14 protein-coding genes are annotated in these 17543 nt (G+C 73.4%); 8 read left to right on the forward strand and 6 right to left on the reverse strand.

Annotation, left to right across the window (positions count from 1 at the left end; all coding sequences use genetic code 11):
• The first annotated feature begins 16 nt into the window (after positions 1-16).
• Both F9B16_RS00250 and F9B16_RS00255 read left to right on the forward strand, forming a co-directional pair.
• Positions 17-2758: an ATP-binding protein gene (locus F9B16_RS00250; RefSeq protein WP_151537731.1), complete on the forward strand. Its 2742-nt coding sequence runs from the start codon at positions 17-19 to the stop codon at positions 2756-2758.
• 261 nt (positions 2759-3019) lie between these two features.
• The gene (locus tag F9B16_RS00255) at positions 3020-3697 is read left to right on the forward strand and encodes a response regulator (RefSeq protein WP_151537732.1); all 678 of its coding nucleotides are present in this window, start codon (positions 3020-3022) and stop codon (positions 3695-3697) included.
• 89 nt (positions 3698-3786) lie between these two features.
• Here F9B16_RS00255 and F9B16_RS00260 read toward each other — a convergent pair whose 3' ends face one another.
• Complete coding sequence (locus F9B16_RS00260) at positions 3787-4551, reverse strand: hypothetical protein (protein WP_151537733.1); 765 nt, start codon at positions 4549-4551, stop codon at positions 3787-3789.
• Positions 4552-4725: 174 nt separating this feature from the next.
• Between F9B16_RS00260 and F9B16_RS00265 the strand changes: the two genes are divergently transcribed.
• Positions 4726-6405, forward strand: a complete 1680-nt coding sequence (locus tag F9B16_RS00265; RefSeq protein ID WP_151537734.1) for a BTAD domain-containing putative transcriptional regulator — start codon at positions 4726-4728, stop codon at positions 6403-6405.
• Positions 6406-6442: 37 nt separating this feature from the next.
• Here F9B16_RS00265 and F9B16_RS00270 read toward each other — a convergent pair whose 3' ends face one another.
• Genes F9B16_RS00270 through F9B16_RS00280 form a run of 3 tightly spaced genes read right to left on the reverse strand, consistent with a single transcriptional unit; the run spans position 6443 to position 10594 of the window.
• On the reverse strand, positions 6443-7105 hold the full coding sequence (locus F9B16_RS00270; protein ID WP_151537735.1) for a response regulator transcription factor: 663 nt from the start codon (positions 7103-7105) through the stop codon (positions 6443-6445).
• The gene (locus F9B16_RS00275) at positions 7102-8361 is read right to left on the reverse strand and encodes a sensor histidine kinase (RefSeq protein ID WP_151537736.1); all 1260 of its coding nucleotides are present in this window, start codon (positions 8359-8361) and stop codon (positions 7102-7104) included. Before F9B16_RS00275 ends, F9B16_RS00270 begins: the two co-directional genes overlap by 4 nt.
• Positions 8362-8368: 7 nt before the next feature.
• Positions 8369-10594, reverse strand: a complete 2226-nt coding sequence (locus F9B16_RS00280; protein WP_151537737.1) for an MMPL family transporter — start codon at positions 10592-10594, stop codon at positions 8369-8371.
• 246 nt (positions 10595-10840) lie between these two features.
• On the opposite strand from F9B16_RS00280, the gene F9B16_RS00285 reads away from it, so the two are divergent.
• On the forward strand, positions 10841-11866 hold the full coding sequence (locus F9B16_RS00285) for a LacI family DNA-binding transcriptional regulator (protein WP_151537738.1): 1026 nt from the start codon (positions 10841-10843) through the stop codon (positions 11864-11866).
• A 55-nt stretch (positions 11867-11921) separates the two neighbouring features.
• Here F9B16_RS00285 and F9B16_RS00290 read toward each other — a convergent pair whose 3' ends face one another.
• Complete coding sequence (locus F9B16_RS00290; RefSeq protein WP_151537739.1) at positions 11922-12707, reverse strand: VOC family protein; 786 nt, start codon at positions 12705-12707, stop codon at positions 11922-11924.
• A gap of 212 nt (positions 12708-12919) precedes the next feature.
• Between F9B16_RS00290 and F9B16_RS00295 the strand changes: the two genes are divergently transcribed.
• The 4 genes from F9B16_RS00295 (at position 12920) to F9B16_RS00310 (ending at position 16088) form a co-directional block, all read left to right on the forward strand.
• On the forward strand, positions 12920-14122 hold the full coding sequence (locus F9B16_RS00295) for a cytochrome P450 (RefSeq protein WP_225991208.1): 1203 nt from the start codon (positions 12920-12922) through the stop codon (positions 14120-14122).
• A 129-nt stretch (positions 14123-14251) separates the two neighbouring features.
• Entirely contained in the window at positions 14252-14608 is a 357-nt protein-coding gene (locus F9B16_RS00300) for a hypothetical protein (RefSeq protein ID WP_151537741.1), read from the forward strand.
• Between the two features lie 246 nt (positions 14609-14854).
• Positions 14855-15421, forward strand: a complete 567-nt coding sequence (locus F9B16_RS00305) for a hypothetical protein (RefSeq protein ID WP_151537742.1) — start codon at positions 14855-14857, stop codon at positions 15419-15421.
• Positions 15422-15527: 106 nt separating this feature from the next.
• Positions 15528-16088: a PH domain-containing protein gene (locus tag F9B16_RS00310; protein WP_192808526.1), complete on the forward strand. Its 561-nt coding sequence runs from the start codon at positions 15528-15530 to the stop codon at positions 16086-16088.
• 300 nt (positions 16089-16388) lie between these two features.
• On the opposite strand, the gene F9B16_RS00320 is transcribed toward F9B16_RS00310, so the two are convergent.
• Complete coding sequence (locus tag F9B16_RS00320) at positions 16389-17414, reverse strand: M4 family metallopeptidase (RefSeq protein ID WP_151537744.1); 1026 nt, start codon at positions 17412-17414, stop codon at positions 16389-16391.
• Between the last annotated feature and the right edge of the window lie 129 nt (positions 17415-17543).

Here is a 17543-nt window from a genome sequence, read left to right on the forward strand (position 1 = left end):
AACGAAGGAGGTGCGCATGGGGCGCGGCAGGTTGCGCGTCTATCTCGGCGCGGCGCCCGGCGTCGGCAAGACCTACGCCATGCTCGCCGAAGGCGCCCGCCGCCGGGAACGGGGCACCGACGTGGTGGTCGGCTTCGTGGAGACCCACGGCAGGCCGCGCACCGCCGCGCTCCTGGAAGGCCTGGAGGTCGTCCCGCGCAGGACGCTCGGCTACCGCGGCACGAGCTTCACCGAGCTGGACGCCGGTGCCGTCATCGCCCGCAGGCCCCAGGTCGCGCTGATCGACGAGCTGGCGCACACCAACGTGCCCGGCTCGCGCACCACCAAGCGGTGGCAGGACATCGAGGAGATCCTGGACGCCGGCATCGACGTGGTCACCACCGTCAACGTCCAGCACCTGGAGTCGGTCAACGACGTCGTCGAGCAGATCACCGGGGTCCCGCAGCGCGAGACCGTCCCCGACGAGGTGGTCCGCCGCGCCGACCAGGTCGAGCTGGTCGACATGGCGCCGGAGGCGCTGCGCCGCCGGATGGCGCACGGCAACATCTACGCGCCGGAGAAGATCGACGCCGCGCTCGGCAACTACTTCCGCGTCGGCAACCTCACCGCGCTGCGGGAGCTGGCACTGCTGTGGCTGGCCGACAAGGTCGACGACCAGCTCGACCGGTACCGCGCCGACCACGGCATCGCCCGCACCTGGGAGACCCGCGAGCGCGTCGTCGTCGCCCTCACGGGCGGTCCCGAGGGTGACACCCTCATCCGCCGCGCCGCCCGCATCGCCGACCGCACCAAGGGCGCCGACCTGCTCGCCGTGCACGTCGCCCGCAACGACGGGCTCACCGACGTGAGCCCCGCGAACCTGACCCGGCAGCGCGCCTTGGCGGAGAGCCTGGGCGGCAGCTACCACCAGGTCGTCGGGTCGAACGTGCCGGACGCGCTGCTGGACTTCGCGCGCGGCGTCAACGCCACCCAGCTCGTCCTCGGCGCGTCCCGGCGGGGGCGGGTCGCCCAGCTGTTCTCGCGCGGCGTCGGCGTCACGACGACGGCGCAGTCCGGAACCATCGACGTGCACTTGGTGACCCACGAGGAGACCAACCAGGGGCGCCGGTGGAGGGCGCGGAGAACGCCGGGCCTTCCGGCCGCGCGCCGCAACGCCGGGTTCGCCTTGGCCGCGGCCGGGCTGCCGCTGCTGACCGTCCTGCTGGTGCAGCTGCGCGAACAGCTGTCCCTGGCCAGCGACATCCTGCTGTTCCAGGCGGCGGTCGTCGGCGTTGCGCTGCTGGGCGGGCTGTATCCGGCGCTGTTCGCGGCGATCGGCGGCTCCCTGCTGCTCAACTACTACTTCACCCCGCCCATCGGGAAGTTCACCGTCCAGCATCCCGAGGCGGTGCTCCAGCTCGTGATCTACGTGGTGGTGGGCGTGACGGTGAGCACGATCGTCGACATCACCGTGCGCCGCAGCCGGGAGGCGGCCCGGGCCCGCGCCGACGCGGAGGTGCTGTCCACCCTCGCCGGAGACATCCTGCGGGGCGAGCACGCGCCGATCGCGGGGCCCGGCGGCTACAGCGCGCTGGGGAACATCCTCGAACGGCTCCGCGAGACCTACGCGCTCCGCACCGTCACGCTGCTGGAACGCGACCCGGACGCGCCCGTCACGCCCGACACGCTGCGTGATCCGGACTGCTGGGGGATCGTGGCCACCGCCGGCGGCGAACCCTGCACCAGCCCGGACGCCGGCGAGTCCGACATCCTGGTCGAGGACGGCACGCTCTCCCTCGTCCTGCGGGGCCGGACGCTGCCCGCCTCGGACCGCCGCGTGCTCGAGGCGTTCGCCGCCCAGGCCGCCGTCGCGCTCCGCCACCAGCGCCTCGCCGAGACCGCCCGCCAGATCCGCCCGCTGGAAGCCGCCGACAGGATGCGCACTGCGCTGCTCAACGCCGTCAGCCACGACCTGCGCACCCCGCTCGCCTCCGCCAAGGCCGCGGTCGAGAGCCTGCACAGCCCGGACGTCGCCTGGAGCGCCGAGGACCAGGACGAGCTGGTCGCCACCGCCGCCGAGTCCCTGGCCAGGCTCGACCACCTGGTCACGAACCTGCTGGACATGAGCCGCCTGCAGGCCGGATCGCTCGGCCTGTCCCCGCGCCGCGTCGCCGCCGAGGACATCGTCGCCCGGGCGATCGGCGACACCGACCGGGACGCCGTCGAGATCCACATCCCCGACGACCTGCCCGAGATGGTCGCCGACCCGGCGCTCCTGGAGCGCGTCCTCGCCAACCTCATCGCCAACGCCGTCCGCTTCAACCCGCCGGGCGAGCCCGTCGTGATCACCGCCAGTGCCCACGGCGACCGGCTCGAACTGCGCGTCATCGACCGCGGCCCCGGCATCCCGCCGGCCGACCGCGACCGCGTCTTCCAGCCGTTCCAGCGGCTCGGGGACCGCGACAACGAGACCGGCGTCGGCCTCGGCCTGGCCCTCGCCCGGGGCCTCGCCGAGGCCATGGACGGCGACATCACCCCCGAGGAGACCCCGGGCGGCGGCCTCACCATGATCCTCACCATGCCGGTCGGCCCCGGGCGCACCCCGCCCGAGGCGCCCTCCGGAGGCGAGGCCCCCGCCGCTCCGGCCCCGGGTCCGGTGGACGGGCCGGGCGAGGGCGCCACGGAGGCCGACCTCGCCGACCCCAGGATCATCGACAGGGTCGCCGCCTGGCGAGACCGCATCGGCCACGGCAACGACCGCGCCGGACCCGCGCGATGAGCGCGGCCTGAGGCGGGCCGTCAGGGAGGCGTCAAGATTCCAGGCGGCGGCATCAACAAGACGTAATGATCCCGAACAGCGATGAAATTCGACCCTAGGGTGGGGTTTGTGGCTGCGGGCAGCAAAAGGTGCATTCATGGAAAGCGATTCGCGGCGGTGACCGGCAGACCCGCAGGACGTTCAGCAGAGGTGACCAGTGCTCTTCCCCATCCCCTCACCGGCTCCGGCCGGCGAGGCGGCGAGCCGTCGGGACAGACGGCCATGACGCGCGTCCTGGTGGTGGACGACTCGCCGCAGATCCTCGCGACCCTCCGGCTCAACCTCCGGGCCCGCAGGTACCAGGTCCAGGTCGCTCCGGACGGCAAGGACGCCCTCACCGGCGCCGCCGAATGGCATCCGGACCTGGTGATCCTCGACCTCGGGCTGCCCGACATGGACGGGGTCGACGTGATCCGCGGGCTGCGCGGCTGGTCGGCGGTGCCGATCATCGTGCTGTCCGGGCGGGCCGGGAGCGGCGACAAGGTCGACGCGCTGGACGCCGGTGCCGACGACTACGTCACCAAGCCCTTCGGCGTCGACGAGCTGCTGGCCCGGATCCGCGCGATCACCCGCCGGGTGCCCGCCGGCGAGGACCTGCCCACCGTGGACGTCGGCCGCCACTCGGTCGACCTGAACGGCAAGATCGTCCACGGTCCGGGCGGGACGCGCGTCCACCTCACCCCCACCGAGTGGGGACTGCTGGAGATCCTGGTGCGCAACCCCGGCAAGCTGATCTCGCAGCGGCGGCTCCTCACCGAGGTCTGGAGCCCGAACCACCTCAGCGAGACCAACTACCTGCGCGTCTATCTGGCCTCGCTGCGCCGGAAGCTGGAGGACGACCCGTCCCGCCCGAGGCACTTCATCACCGAGCCGGGAATGGGCTACCGGTTCGAGCCCTGACCGGGGCCGGGGCCTGGATCTGGGCCGGGCCGTCCTCGCGCCCCCTCCTGGGGAACGCGCCGCCGCGCCGACCGCGCCGGCTCAGGGCTTCAGGGCTTCAGGGCCGAGGCGTCGACGACCTGGGCCGCGGGCGGAGCCGTGATCGCGACCGCCGCGCCGTAGCCGTCGAAGTCCAGGCGGTTCCCCGGGCCGCCGCCCATGCGCAGGGCGTACGGCTCGCCCACCGTCGCCACGTACAGCTTCCCGCCGGACCCGTCCCGGAGCGCGATGGCGGGCGTCCCCGCGATCATCTCCGTCCGCCCCTTGGTCACCGTGCCCTCCGGGGCGAACAGCTCCGCGAAGAACCTCGCCCGGTCGCTGAACTCGGCCAGGTCGGCGAAGCCCTCGTCCTTCGACGTCGTCCGCAGGTACTTGCCGGACATCAGCTGGGCGGCCCCCTTGCCGCCGATCGACTTCCAGAACGCGTCGTCGCCCTTGAAGTACACGGACCGGCCGATCCGGATCAGGGTGAACCGCTCGCGGCCCATCGTCACGTCACCGACGGCCTCCTTCGCGCCGGCGTAGCGGAAGTCGAGCGCCAGGATCTTGCCGCCGTCGTGGAACGTCCCGTGCAGCCGGAGGGTCCGCGCCGCCAGCGTCGCCTTGCGGGCACGGGCCAGGATCTCGGTGGGGCGCAGCTTCTCCACCCCGTTCGCGGCCGGGGTGGGCGACGGCGTGGCGGTGCGGGCCGGGGAGGCGGCGGTGGTTCCGGACGCCTTCTTCGCCGCGCCGCCCGCCTTCGGTCCGCAGGCGGTCGCGGGCATGAGCGCGAGCGCGGCCGCGATCCCCAGGAGCGGCACTGTGGTGATGCGCATCGGTCCCCCTCTTTCAGGTCGGTCGAAAAGGTCTCGCCGAGCAGCCTGGGGCGTGCCGATGCCGGATCTCTGTCGTTATGCTTCGGCTACCCCGCACGCACTGCCGGACGGCTGCGGCGCCACTGCGCCGCCGCTGCGGACGGCCGCAGGCGCGACTGAGCAGAGGGGGTGCCCATGGCCGCCGATCCCCTTTCCCTCCAGGTACCGCGCTTCGAGATCCTCGGGCGGCTCCGCGCGTGGCGGGGCGAGGAGGAGCTCGACCTCGGGCCGGGCAAGCAGCGCGCGGTGCTGGCCGTCCTCCTGCTGGAACCGAACCGGGCGGTCTCGACCGAGGCGATCGTGGACGCCGTCTGGGGGGAGGAGCCGCCCGACAACGGGGCGAACGTCGTGCAGAAGTACGTCGCGGGGCTGCGCCGCGTGCTGGAACCGGACCGTTCCCCGCGTGCGCCGAGCCGTCTCCTCACGCTGACGAGCGCCGGGTACTCGCTCCATGTCGACCGGGGCGCCCTCGACGCGGAGGTCTTCCGCGACGACGTCCGCGAGGCGCTGGCCGCTCGCGCGCGAGGCGAGATCGAGGAGGTGCGGTCGCTGTTGCGCGCTGCGCTCGGCCTCTGGCAGGGGCGAGCGCTGCACGACGTCCGCGGCCGCTTCTTCGACGCGGCACGCGAACGCCTCGCCGACGAACGCGCCGCCGCGGCGGAGGCCGCCGCCGAGATCGACCTCGACCTCGGACGGCACGCCGAGCTCGTCCCGGAGCTCCACCGGCTCGTCGCCGACTTCCCCCTCAGGGAAGGGCTGCGCCACCTGCTGATGCTCGCCCTCTACCGGTCCGGCAGGCAGGCCGAGGCGCTGGCCGCCTACCGGGACGCCCGCGCCTTCCTCACCGAGGAGTTCGGCGTCGAGCCCGGCGACCGCCTCCAGCACCTCCACCTGGGCATCCTGCGCGGCGATCTTCCGCGGGAGCCCGTCCCGGTGCCGGCGGACGCGACCGCCACCCGGTTGCCGGTCCAGGCGCACGCGGCGGCACCGCACCTCCCGGCGGACGCGCACGTCGCGGACCTGGCGGAGACGTCCGGATCGGCCGCCACCGCCCCATGGGCCGACGACGCGATCCCGGCCACGCCACCCCAGCTGGGCTGGGCGGTGCCGGCGCCGCACGCGGGCGCCGCCGTCGACGGCCCGGCGCGCCGGCACCCGTGGCCGCTGCGGCTCGCGGCGAGCGCCGTCCCGGTCGTCACGTTCGGGATCTGCACCTGGGCGATGATCGCCTACTTCGCCGGACGGCGCCGGAGCACGCGCCTCGGCGCGGCGGCGGCCGGCTACCTCGTCCTGATCACGGTCTTCCTCACGATCGTCACCAGCGAGGACGCCGACGCGGTCTCGGCGCTGGACGGCGTGGCGATGGGCGCGTGGCTCGTCACCATGTTCGGCGGCGCGGTCCACGTCGCCGTCCTGACCGCCGACCCGGACGGACCGGGCCGTCCGGCGGGCGCTTCGCGGCTCCCCGCGTCGGCGATGGTCGACTACATCGAGCGCCGCACGCGCCGCGAGCAGGCGCGTTCGCTGCTCCGGCACCATCCGGAGATGGCGCGCGAACTCGGGATCGGACGCCCCGACCTCCCGCGCGACTTCGACGACGGCGGCCTGGTGGACGTCAACGCCGTGCCGGAGCGCGTCCTCGCGTCCCTGCCGGGCGTCGGCCCGTACCACGCGAAGGCGATCGTGACGGCGCGGCGATCGCGCCGCTTCACATCAGCGGAGGACCTCGTCACGCAAGGCGTGCTGCCCGCCCCGGTCGTGCGCGCCCTCGACGAGGTTCTCGTCGCCGTGCCCCTGCCCGAGCCGAGCCCGTGACATCGGCCCGGACGTGCCCGCACCGGCGCGGGCGAGCCTAGGCGGTGGCGAGGCCCGTCCTGTAGGCGATCACGACGAGCTGCGCCCGGTCGCGGGCGTCCAGCTTCGTCATCGCGCGCTGCACGTGGGCGCGGACCGTGAACGGGCTCAGGAACACCCGCTCGGCGATCTCCTGGTTGGACAGGCCCGTCGCGACCAGCGCCACCATCTCGCGTTCCCGCGGGGTGAGCGCGGCGAGCCGCTCGGGGTCGCGCGGCGGGCCGTCGTCCGGTGCGGCCAGGAAACGGGCGACCAGCGACCGGGTCGCGGCGGGGGAGAGGAGCGTGTCGCCGGCGGCGATCGTGCGCACGGCGTCCAGCAGCTCCTCCGCCCCGATGCCCTTGCCGATGAAGCCGCCGGCCCCCGCGCGGAGCGCCTGGGCGACGTACTCGTCGGTCTCGTAGGTGGTGAGGATCAGGATGCGGCTGCCGCGCAGGTCCGGGTCCGCGCAGATCTCCGCGGTCGCGGTGAGGCCGTCCACCTCGGGCATCCGGATGTCCATGACCACCACGTCCGGGCGCAGCTCCCGGGTGAGCCGCACCGCCTCGCGGCCGTCGGCGGCCTCGCCGACCACGGTGATGTCGTCGGCGGTGTCGAGCAGCATCCGGAAGGCGCCCCGGAGCAGGGCCTGGTCGTCGGCGAGCAGCACGCGGAGCGTCATGGCGCGTCCCCGGCCCCTTCGACGGCCGGCGCTCCGCCGATCTCGCGCGCCGCGTCCTTGGCGGGCGGGAGGGGCAGCTCGGTCGAGACGAGGAAGCCGCCCTCCGGGCGCCTGCCCGCGGAGAGGTGCCCGCCGACCGCGGTGGCGCGTTCGCGCATCCCGATCAGACCATAACCGGGCGGACGGTCCGTCCCCGCCGACGCGGACGGTGCGGCGCCCCCTCCGTCGTCGGCGACGGAGATGGTCACGCGGTCGCGGTTCCAGGCGAGGCGCACCCGGGCGCTGCCGGTGCCGGCGTGCTTGGTCACGTTGGTCAGCGCCTCCTGGACGATGCGGTACGCGGTGAGGTCCAATCCGGGCGGCAGCGGCCTGGCCGTGCCCTCGTGATGCACCGACACCTCCAGGCCCGCGCGGCGGAAGGATTCGAGGAGCGCGGGAAGCCGGGACAGCCCGGGGGCCGGTTCGGCGGGCGCGGCCGCGTCGCCGGTCTGGCGCAGCAGTCCGACCGTGGCGCGCAGATCGTCGAGCGCGTCGGCGGTGGTGTCGACGAGTTCCCGCAGGCTCTTGCGGGTCTGCTCGGGACGGGTGTCGAAGAGGTGCGCGGCGACCGTGGCCTGCGCGTTGGCCAGGGTGATCTGGTGGGCCACGAGGTCGTGCAGTTCCCGGGCGATGCGGACCCGCTCCTCGGCCACCCTGCGGCGCGCCTCGCTGTCCCGGCTCTTCTCGGCCCGCCGGGCCCGCTCCTCCATGGCCGCCAGGTAGGCCCGCCGGTTCTGCGTCGAGTGCCCGAGGACGCCGGCCACCAGCGGGAACGCCGCCACCGCCGCCACCCTGCTCGCGTCCTGCCACGAGTGGCTCCCGAACGCGTACGCGAGATCGGAGGCGGCCGGCAGCGCCGCGGCGGCGAGCAGCACCGCGGCCGCCGTGCGCCGTTCGGCGCGCACGGCGAGCGAGTAGGCGACGACCACGGCGGGGGCCACGATGAGCGGGCTCAGCAGCAGGTGCAGGGGCGGCACCAGCATGCCGCACGCGGTCGTGGCCGCCATGGCGGCCAGGGGCGCCCGGTGCCGCGCGGGCAGCACGGCACAGGACGCCACGGCGATGAGGTAGGCGGCGGCGGGCGGCGGCGCCAGCGACTTGTCGTCGACCTGCAGCGCGCCGCCGAACAGGCAGAGCGCGAACGCGACCGCCGTGATCGTCCCCTCGCGCCACCACGCGCCGCGTGATCGCGAGCCACCGCCGCCCGGGTTCGCCATGGCCGGCTCAGCGCCCGTCGACGGGGAGCGGGGCGACCACGTCCGGCACGGTCGCGGAGGCGGGGGCGTCCGCGCTCAGTGCCCGACCCTCGATGTCCACGTTCGGCAGCACACGCTTCAGGCTACGCGGCAGCCACCAGGCCCGGTGCCCGAGCAGCGCCAGGACCGCGGGCGCGATCGCCATCCGGACCACGAACGCGTCGAAGGCGACCGCGGAGGCCAGGCCGAGGCCCATCGTCTGGATGGTCGGATTGCTCATCCCGACGAACCCGGTGAACACGCTGATCATGATGATCGCCGCGGCGGCCACCACGCGCCCGCTGTGCCGGAAACCGCCGACGATCGCCTCGCCGGGGGACGCGCCGTGGACGTAGGCCTCCCGCATCCGGGACAGCAGGAAGACCTCGTAGTCCATGGCGAGCCCGAACACGATCCCGATGATGAGGATCGGCATCAGCGACATGACGGGCCCGGTCTGCTCGATGCCGATCAGGTCCGCCGCCCAGCCCCACTGGAACACGGCGACCAGGACGCCGAACGCGGCGCCCACCGACAGCAGGAAGCCGAGCGCGGCCTTGACCGGGACCAGCACCGAGCGGAAGACCACCATCAGCAGCAGCACGGCCAGGCCGATGACGACGCTCAGGTAGGGGACGAGCGCGTCGGACATCGCCTCGGAGATGTCGATGTTCAGGGCGGTGGTGCCGGTCACCAGGACGTCGGCGCCCGTCCGGGCCTCGACGCCGGCGACCGCGTCCCGGATCGCGTGTACCACGTCCTTGGTCTTCTCGTCGGCCGGCGCGGTCCGCGGGACGGCGGTGAGGACGGCCGTGTCCTTGCCCCGGCTGAGAACCGGGTCACCGACCGACGCGACCCCCTCCACGCCCCGTACCGTCTCGACGACCTGGTCCGCGGCGGCTCGCGGGTCGGCGGACCCCCGCATGTCCACGACCACGGTGAGCGGGCCGTTGAAGCCGGGGCCGAAACCCTCCGACAGCAGGTCGTAGGCGCGGCGCTGGGTGGTCTCCACCGACTTGGACTCGTCGCCGGGCAGCCCGAGTTCCAGGCTCAGCGCCGGCACGGCGACCGCGCCGAGACCGAGCCCGGCGACCAGCAGCACGGTCACCGGCCGGCGCAGCACGAACCGCGCCCAGCGGGTGCCGAGCCCGGACGCGGCGGCCCCCGGGCGCCCGCCTTCCGGCACGCCGCCCTTGCGGACGGCGCGGGACAGGACCCGCCGGCCGAAGGAGCCGAACAATGCGGGCACCAGCGTCAGGGCGACGAGCACGGCGAGCGCCACCGCGCCCGCGCCGGCCAGCCCCATCTTGGTGAGCTCCGGGATCCCGACGACGCCCAGCCCGGCGAGGGCGATGAAGACGGTCGCGCCGGCGAAGACCACGGCGGACCCGGCCGTGCCCACCGCCCGTCCGGCGGCCTCCTCCGGCTCGCCGCCCCGGGCGCGCTCGTCGCGGAACCGGGAGGTGATGAAGAGCGCGTAGTCGATGCCGACCGCCAGCCCCAGCATCAGCGCCAGGATGGCGACGGTCGACGTCAGGCCCAGCGGCACCGCCAGCGCGGTGACCAGGCCGAACGCGATGGCCACACCCCAGAAGGCGGTCAGCAGCGACAGTCCGGCCGCGACCAGCGAGCCGAGCGCGAGGACCAGCACCACCGCCGCCACCACCACGCCGACGATCTCCGTCGTGCCGCCCGGCGCCTCTTCCGCGTCCAGGGCCGAACCGCCGATCTCCACGGTCAGCCCCGCGTCCCGGGCCCTGCCCGCGGCGTCCTCCAGGGCCCGCTTGGTCGGCCCGGTCAGGTCGACGGCGTCCGCGGTGTAGGTGATCGTGGAGTAGGCGATGGTGCCGTCCTTGCCGACGGCCCCGGTCGTGTAGGGGTCGGTGACCGACGCGACCTGGTCGCCGCCCTTCAGCGAGCCGAGCGCGTCCTCGACGGCGGCCTTGCTCGCGGCGGCCGTCACCCGCCGCCCGTCCGGGGCCTGGAACACCAGGCGGGCGTCGGCGCCCTGGGCGTTGCTCTGCGGAAAGCGCTCGTCCAGCAGGTCGAACGCCTTCTGCGACTCGGTGCCGGGCATGGAGAGGTCCTCGTCCTGCCCGGCCGGCGCCGTGGCGGCGGCGACCCCGGCCAGTACCAGGACGCCCAGCCACAGGCCGATCACGAGCCGGCGCCGCCGGAAGGCCCACCGCCCGATCCGGTAGAGAGATGTCGCCACGTGCTGATCACTCCAGACACCGCTAGGGAAGGGGAATGCGCGAGATCCGCGCGTCTCCAACACTTCCTTCCGGCGCCCCGCCGGGGCATCGTCTCCCGCCGCCGTCCTCCCCTAGTGCGCCCGGACCAGCAGCTACACGCGTCCTAGTGCCTGCGCACTAGCCGAACCGTGCGGCCATGGCGGGGCCCTGCCTCGCCGGGGCCAGGCGCAGCCCTCCCGCGTCCTTGATCGCGGGATACTGGGGGCATGGAAGAGCCGACTCCGCGCACCGGGCGGGCGCCCACGAGCGTCGACGTCGCCAGGCTCGCGGGGGTCTCGCAGGCCACGGTGTCCTACGTGCTGAACGACGCGCCCGGGATGCGGATCACCGAGGCCACCCGCGCCAAGGTCCGGGAGGCCGCGGCCAGCCTCGGCTACGTCCCGCACGCGTCCGCGCGGACGCTGCGCAGCGGCCGCAGCGACATCGTGCTCATGCCGCTGCCGAGGGCCGGCATGGGCGCCCTCGCCGCCGCCCACCTCGACGCCCTCGGTGAGGAGCTGCGCCGGCTCGGGTACAAGGTCGTGCTCTACGGCGACGACCGCGGCAAGGGCATCGGCGCGGCCCGCGACTGGGCGCAGTGGCGCCCGTCCGCCATCCTGGTCGAGGCGGGGCGGCTGACCAGGGCGGCCGTCCGCCAGCTCCACGACACCGGCATCCCCACGGTCGTGGCGCTCGGCGACGCTCCGTCCCCGCTGGTTCCCACCTTCGTCTTCGACAACGAGGCGATCGGCGCCCGCGCGGCCGAGCACCTGGCCGAGCGGGGACGCTCCTCCATCGCGGTGCTCATGCCGAGGGAGAAAGGGCTGGAGGTCTACAGCCGTCCTCGCCTCGCGGGCGTGAGCAGGGTCGCCGCCGCCCACGGGATCGACGTCCAGCCCGTCGACCTCGGCTTCGACGAGGAGGAAGCCGGGGGCCTGGTCGCCCGGTGGGCCGCCGACCCGCACCGCCCGGACGCGGTGTTCGCCTACAACGACGACTACGCGATGCTCATCATGAGGGCGCTGGAGGACGCCGGCCTCCGCGTTCCCGGCGACGTGGCGGTCGTCGGGGCCGACGACCTGCCGCTCGCGGCGCTGCTGCGGCCCCGGCTCACCTCCGTGCGCGTCATGGCCGGTCCGACGGCCGCGGACGTCGCCGAGCGCATCGACGCCATGGTGCGCGACCGCAGCCGCGACCCGTCGATCGTCTTCGAACTGGTCCGGGCCGAGATCGTGGTCCGCGAGTCGTCCTGAGGGGAGCCCCCGGCGGCCCGTGAGCCGAGCGGGCACCGCGCGGCCGTGCTCGCCGTCAGCGGCGACGGGCCGGCGCGATGACGCCCAGGCGCGCCCCCGCGGGGTCGGTCATGATCGCGAAGCGGCCGGGCGGGATGTCGGACGGCGGGACGCGGACCCGGGCGCCGAGCTCGGCGGCCAATGCGGCGGCGGCGTCGCAGTCGGCGACCTCGAAGTAGGGCGTCCAGCGCGGCACGGCATGGGGCGGCCACTGCTCGTCCATGCGGACCATCCCGGCCACCGCCCGGTCGCCGATCTTGAAGTTGGTGTAGGTCGGGCCGTAGTACTCCCGCTCGGCGGCGCGCCAGCCGAAGACCGCCCCGTAGAAGGCGCGGGCCCGGTCGACGTCGCGGCACGCCAGCTCGACCCAGCACAGCGTCGACGGCTCGCCGGCCACCTCGGCCCCCTGGTGCTGGTCGGGTTCCCAGACGGCGAAGGACGCGCCCTCCGGGTCGGCGAACAGCGCCATCCGCCCGAACTGGGTGACCTGCACCGGCCCGGTCAGCTCCCGGCCGCCCGCCGCCAGGACGGCGTCCGCGCTGGCGCCGATGCCGGCGGTGCGGAAGAAGCACGTCCAGGAGGGCGGCAGGGTGTCGTCGGCCATCGGCTGCAGGCCGGCGACCTGCGGCCCCTGAGGTCCGCCGAGCGTGCACATCTCGTAGTCGCCGAGCGTGTCCACGGTCACCGTGTAGGTCGACCAGCCGAACAGTCCGGAGTAGAACCTCTTGGACGCCTCCAGGTCGGGCGTGCCCAGTTCGGCCCAAGTCGGCGTTCCAGGTGCGTATTCGGTCACCTCCGGCATGGCACCCACGCTAGAAGCGGGCGCGCAATATCCGCGGATGCCCTCGTGACCGGGCGTGCAAAGACCGCTTCAAGCGTTGTCTCCTTGACGCGCGCCGGAACCGGATGCTAAACAGTCGTTCAGCATTAAACACCTGTTCAGCATGGCCCGTCGACCGCCGCCCCCCGGCGAGACGGCCCCCTTCCCCACGACCCCCCCTGGAGGTGCGGCAGGTGAACGCCGGCGGCGAGATCTACTGGGACCCCTACGACGCTGCGCTCGCGCAGGACCCGTACCCGACCTACCGGCGGCTCCGCGAGGAGATGCCGCTCTACCACAACGGCAAGCACGACTTCTACGCCCTCACCCGGGCCGCCGACGTGGCGCGCGGGCTGCCGGACTGGCGGACGTTCTCCTCCGCCCGCGGCGACATCCTGGAGATCGTCCAGTCGGGCCTGGAGATCCCGTCGGGCACCGTCATCTTCGAGGACCCGCCGACCCACGACATCCACCGCCGCCTGCTGTCCCGGCTCTTCACCCCCCGGCGGATCGCGATGCTGGAGCCGAAGGTGCGCGACTTCTGCGTCCGCACCCTCGACCCGCTCACCGGCCTGGACGGCTTCGACCTGGTCGCCGCCGTCGGCGCGGAACTGCCGATGCGGGTCATCGGCATGCTGCTCGGCATCCCCGAGGCGGACCAGCCCGCGATCCGCGACATGGTGGACGACTCGCTGCGCACCGAGGACGGCGGCCGCATGGACCTCGACGGCGGCGCGGTCCTCAACGCCGAGGCGTTCGGCGAGTACATCGACTGGCGCCGCGAGCACCCGTCCGACGACCTCATGACCGAGCTGCTGACCGCCGAGTTCGAGGACGAGCACGGCGAGACGCGCACCCTCACCCGCGACGAGGTGCTCACCTACGTCTCGGTCGTCGCGGGCGCGGGCAACGAGACGACCGGGCGCCTCATCGGCTGGGCCGGGGCCGTCCTGGCACGCCACCCCGGCGCCCGCCGCGAACTGGTCGCCGACCCGTCGCTGATCCCCAACGCCATCGAGGAGATCCTGCGGTACGAGCCGACCGGCCACTCCATCGCCCGCTACGTCACCCGGGACGTGGAGCTGCACGGCCAGACCGTCCCGGCCGGGAGCGCCATCGTGTTCATCGTCGCCTCCGCCAACCGCGACGAAGACCGCTACCCCGACCCCGACCGCTTCGACATCCACCGCAGCATGGGCCACCTGCTCACCTTCGGCCTCGGCGGCCACTACTGCCTGGGCGCCGCGCTGGCCCGCCTGGAGGGCAGGATCGCCCTGGAAGAGATCCTGAAACGCTTCCCCACCTGGGAGGTCGACTGGGACAACGCCAAGCTCGCCCAGACCTCGACCGTCCGAGGCTGGGAGACCCTCCCCCTGATCGTCGGCACGTCCGCCTGACCACTCCCCGCCGGCGCCGGTGACCGGATCCGGGCGCCCTGGCCACCGTCCCGCCACGCGGCGCGTCTACCGGTTGTGCATCTTCGGCAGCCCACCAGGTCTCGCCGTCCTGCCGTACTGGTGGCTGTGATGGCGGCCATCGCCGCCGTCCTGGTCGTGGTGGCGGTCGGCGTCCTGGTGCACGCGCACGACGACACGCCCAAGCCCCGGCGCGCCGCCGTCCCGCCACCCACGGCGCCGCCCGCGACCTACGATCTGGCCGCGCGCCTGGCCTGCCACGACGCCCTCCTGGGCGTGGAAGGCACGGCCAGCGCGAACGAGACCGCCATGCAGCAGGCCGTGACGGCCGCGGAGGAGACCACTGTGGAGGCGCTGCGGGACATCCAGATCAAGTACGCGCCGACCGGCCGCCCCCCGGACGGCCCCACGCTGCAAGAGGCGGCGCGAGCAATAGGCCAATGGTGCAACGAACACCACGTGACCTGATCAGTCCACACCCAGTGCGCTTGCGTGCGAAACGCGATGGCCACTCCGTCCCTCTGTCCAGCACCGATCGCACCCCGCGGCACGCTCGGCCGTCGGCCCCACTCCACGCCATGGGTCCCTCCCAGGTTCACGGCACGTCCCCTAGTGGCCACGGCGATGCCCGTGTCCGCGGATGGGTTGCTGCGGATCTCGCATCGCCGCTGGGATCGCCATCTCCAGGTCGGGCGGAACGAGAGGACGCGGCCCGTGCAGACACAGGACCCGGACGAGGTCGAGGACGACGGGCACGGCCCCTGGCGCCGGCGGCTGGAAGTGCTCGGTGCGATCGCGGGCGTCATCGGCGCGATCGCGGCGGTGATCGCCTTGAAGCCGGTGGTACTCCCAGACCACGGTGCAGCGGACGACCGGCCGTCCCGGCCGGCGACGTTCGCCTTCACCGATCCAGAGCCGGAGACGGTGGTGAAGACCAAATGCTCGTTCGAGGCGCGGGGCCAAGGGACCCCGCCCCCCGGCAAGAGCATCGCGGTGGCGACCCAGGAGTTGAACGAGCGGTACTACTTCGAGTCGGCCGTCCATATCGAGCAAGGCAGGTGGACGGTCCCGATCCAGGTCGGCACCTCCGACACCCGCAAAGGGACGCGGTTTCAGCTCAGCGCGGTTTTGATGGACGCGGCCTGGGAGCGGTACTTGGGCGGGGTGACCGACGAGCAGGGCGCGACCTACTGGTCCTCCGAGGGCACGCCGGGAAGCGTAACCCTCAACACCCGCTGGACCACCCCGCCAACCACACCACCCAGCCCCGGCGTTTCATAGCCGAGACCCGATCAGGGCTCCGGCGTGCAGGTGCGCCTGACCTGTAACTTCGTGCGGGCCGGGGGTGGCGCGTCGGTTCGGTTGGTGGAGTTGTAGCGTGCGCTCCGTGGACGAGTTGTGCTTTCGGGGGAAAGATCGGTTCCGGCCGTCTTGGCTGCATTTCGCGGTTCTGGGCCTCGGGTTGGTCGTCGAAGGGGCCTTGACCTTCTCCCGGCTGGGCGTCGTCGGTTCGTGCGTGCTGCTGGGCGGGACGGCCCTGCTCGTCGGTCTGGGCAACGCCCTGGCGTTCCGGAGCTGGACCAGCGTCGGGGCGGCCGGCATCACCATCTGCCGGGGGATCGGGCGTGGTCGTGTTCACCCGTGGCGGGAGATCCGGTGGATCGACGTACGGGAGACCAAGAGCCAGTACGGGAGGGTGCTCGCGGCTCGTATCACCCTCGCGAACGGGCGGCGTCGGTCGTTGCCCGCGCTCCAGCACAGTGACCGGTATCCCGACCCCGATTTCCAGGCGGACTTTCAGCGGGTGCTCAACTGGTGGGAGTCGAGCACGGACCCGGCCGCGCGGTCACGGCCGCCGGAGCGGGTGCGGAAGCAGGCGACGCCCCAGATGATCGGACTCGTGCTGGGCGTGCTCATCACGGTCATCGTCGTGCTCGGCGTTCGCTGAGCGGACCGTCCGGACGGGTGACCAGGATGCCGTGGCCGTCGCTGACGTGGCGAGGGCGGCGGCGTCGCGCATGGCGCCGTTGATGACGACGCCGGCCCAGCCCCGGCGGCAGCGGGTCCAGTGACCTGCGCATCTCCAGCAGGTCCCGTGCCTCCTCGGCCCGAGAAGGTCGACGACGATTCACGGGGACGGGGCGAGCACGCGTCAGCTCGGCGGCCGGAGGTTCCGGTGCCGCCGAGCTGATGCGGATTCGCTGGTCGCCGCCGCGTCGGAGGCGTCGTCAGGTCGGTTCTCGTGTGGTCAGAGGATGCCGCGAGCGGCGAACGCCGACTGCGCGGCCTGTGCCGCCTGCGGACCGTACAGGCGCTGCGCCGCCGCGACCGTGGCCTGAGCGGCCGCCTTGAACGAGGTGTCCGGCGAGAACGCGAACTGCGCCTCGACGATCAGGGTGTCGGCCTTGGCCGCGCCGAGGGACTGGCGGATGTCCCAGAGCGCGCGCGACCAGATCTCGCCGTCGGCGTGGACCTCGCCGACGACGTCCTCGGGGTAGTGCTTGGTGCCGTCCAGCCTCCGCAGGCAGTGCGTCGGGCCGGGCGTGTAGGCCACCGAGTCCCAGTCGGCGACGCACGCCTCGGGCGTCTTGGTGGGCACGCCGGTCGCCCAACTGGTGACCGCCACCGCCAGGTAGTCGCCGAACGCCTCGCCGATCGCGCCCGACTCGGCGTTCGTCCCGAACCCGGGGACCTGGCCGTCCTGCACGGAGTGCCCGTACTCGTGGACGATCACTTCGGCGTCCTCGGCGTCGTCCACGCCGCCCTTGCCGAGCGTGATGTTGGCCTTGTTCCCCTTGAAGAACGAGTTGTCGCCGCCGTACTGGTTGATCCGCAGCTCGATCTGCCGCTGGTTGACGGGGCGCAGCGCGGACCCGAACCCGAGATGCTGCAGATACCGCTGCGCGGTCGTCACCCAGTAGTACCCCATGACCTGCTCGAACTGGTCGGTGTCACGGTGGTAGGCGGGCAGCGCGCCGCCGGTGATCCGGACCGCCTTGCCGGTCTCGCTCTTGACCGCCACGTACCGTCCGGTCAGCGTCCCCGACCCGTCGAGGTCGGTGAGGGTGACGTTCCGGTACGCGGGCGCCAGCGCGGCGTAGTCGGCGTCCTTGGCGTCGGTGAGCGACTCGTCACCGAGCTGCTGGACGGGATTGGGAAAGAAGACGGTCCCCGTGGCGGTGCCGCCGGAGTCCGCGGCCGAGACGGCCGACAGCGATCCCACTAGGGGAAACGCCATGACGGCCGCCAGGGCGAGACGTTGTGTCCTGCGCATGTGCGGACGCTATGGGCGGTCCATTCGGGGGGACAGGTCCAATTCGCGTCGGATCCCAAGTCTGTCTGACCCTGCCCGCCGGGGTCGCCGAAGGCTGGCGACCTTTGTCCTAGAACGCCCGCCGCGAAC

The organism is Actinomadura montaniterrae (assembly GCF_008923365.1).
GTDB classification, from domain to species: domain Bacteria; phylum Actinomycetota; class Actinomycetes; order Streptosporangiales; family Streptosporangiaceae; genus Spirillospora; species Spirillospora montaniterrae.

What these genes read in the sequence shown, in the direction of transcription:
- F9B16_RS00250 (WP_151537731.1), top strand. Translation starts at nt 17, where the DNA reads ATGGGGCGCGGCAGGTTGCGCGTCTATCTCGGCGCGGCGCCCGGCGTC.
- F9B16_RS00255 (WP_151537732.1), top strand. Translation starts at nt 3,020, where the DNA reads ATGACGCGCGTCCTGGTGGTGGACGACTCGCCGCAGATCCTCGCGACC.
- F9B16_RS00260 (WP_151537733.1), bottom strand. Translation starts at nt 4,551, where the DNA reads ATGCGCATCACCACAGTGCCGCTCCTGGGGATCGCGGCCGCGCTCGCG.
- F9B16_RS00265 (WP_151537734.1), top strand. Translation starts at nt 4,726, where the DNA reads ATGGCCGCCGATCCCCTTTCCCTCCAGGTACCGCGCTTCGAGATCCTC.
- F9B16_RS00270 (WP_151537735.1), bottom strand. Translation starts at nt 7,105, where the DNA reads ATGACGCTCCGCGTGCTGCTCGCCGACGACCAGGCCCTGCTCCGGGGC.
- F9B16_RS00275 (WP_151537736.1), bottom strand. Translation starts at nt 8,361, where the DNA reads ATGGCGAACCCGGGCGGCGGTGGCTCGCGATCACGCGGCGCGTGGTGG.
- F9B16_RS00285 (WP_151537738.1), top strand. Translation starts at nt 10,841, where the DNA reads ATGGAAGAGCCGACTCCGCGCACCGGGCGGGCGCCCACGAGCGTCGAC.
- F9B16_RS00290 (WP_151537739.1), bottom strand. Translation starts at nt 12,707, where the DNA reads ATGCCGGAGGTGACCGAATACGCACCTGGAACGCCGACTTGGGCCGAA.
- F9B16_RS00300 (WP_151537741.1), top strand. Translation starts at nt 14,252, where the DNA reads ATGGCGGCCATCGCCGCCGTCCTGGTCGTGGTGGCGGTCGGCGTCCTG.
- F9B16_RS00320 (WP_151537744.1), bottom strand. Translation starts at nt 17,414, where the DNA reads ATGCGCAGGACACAACGTCTCGCCCTGGCGGCCGTCATGGCGTTTCCC.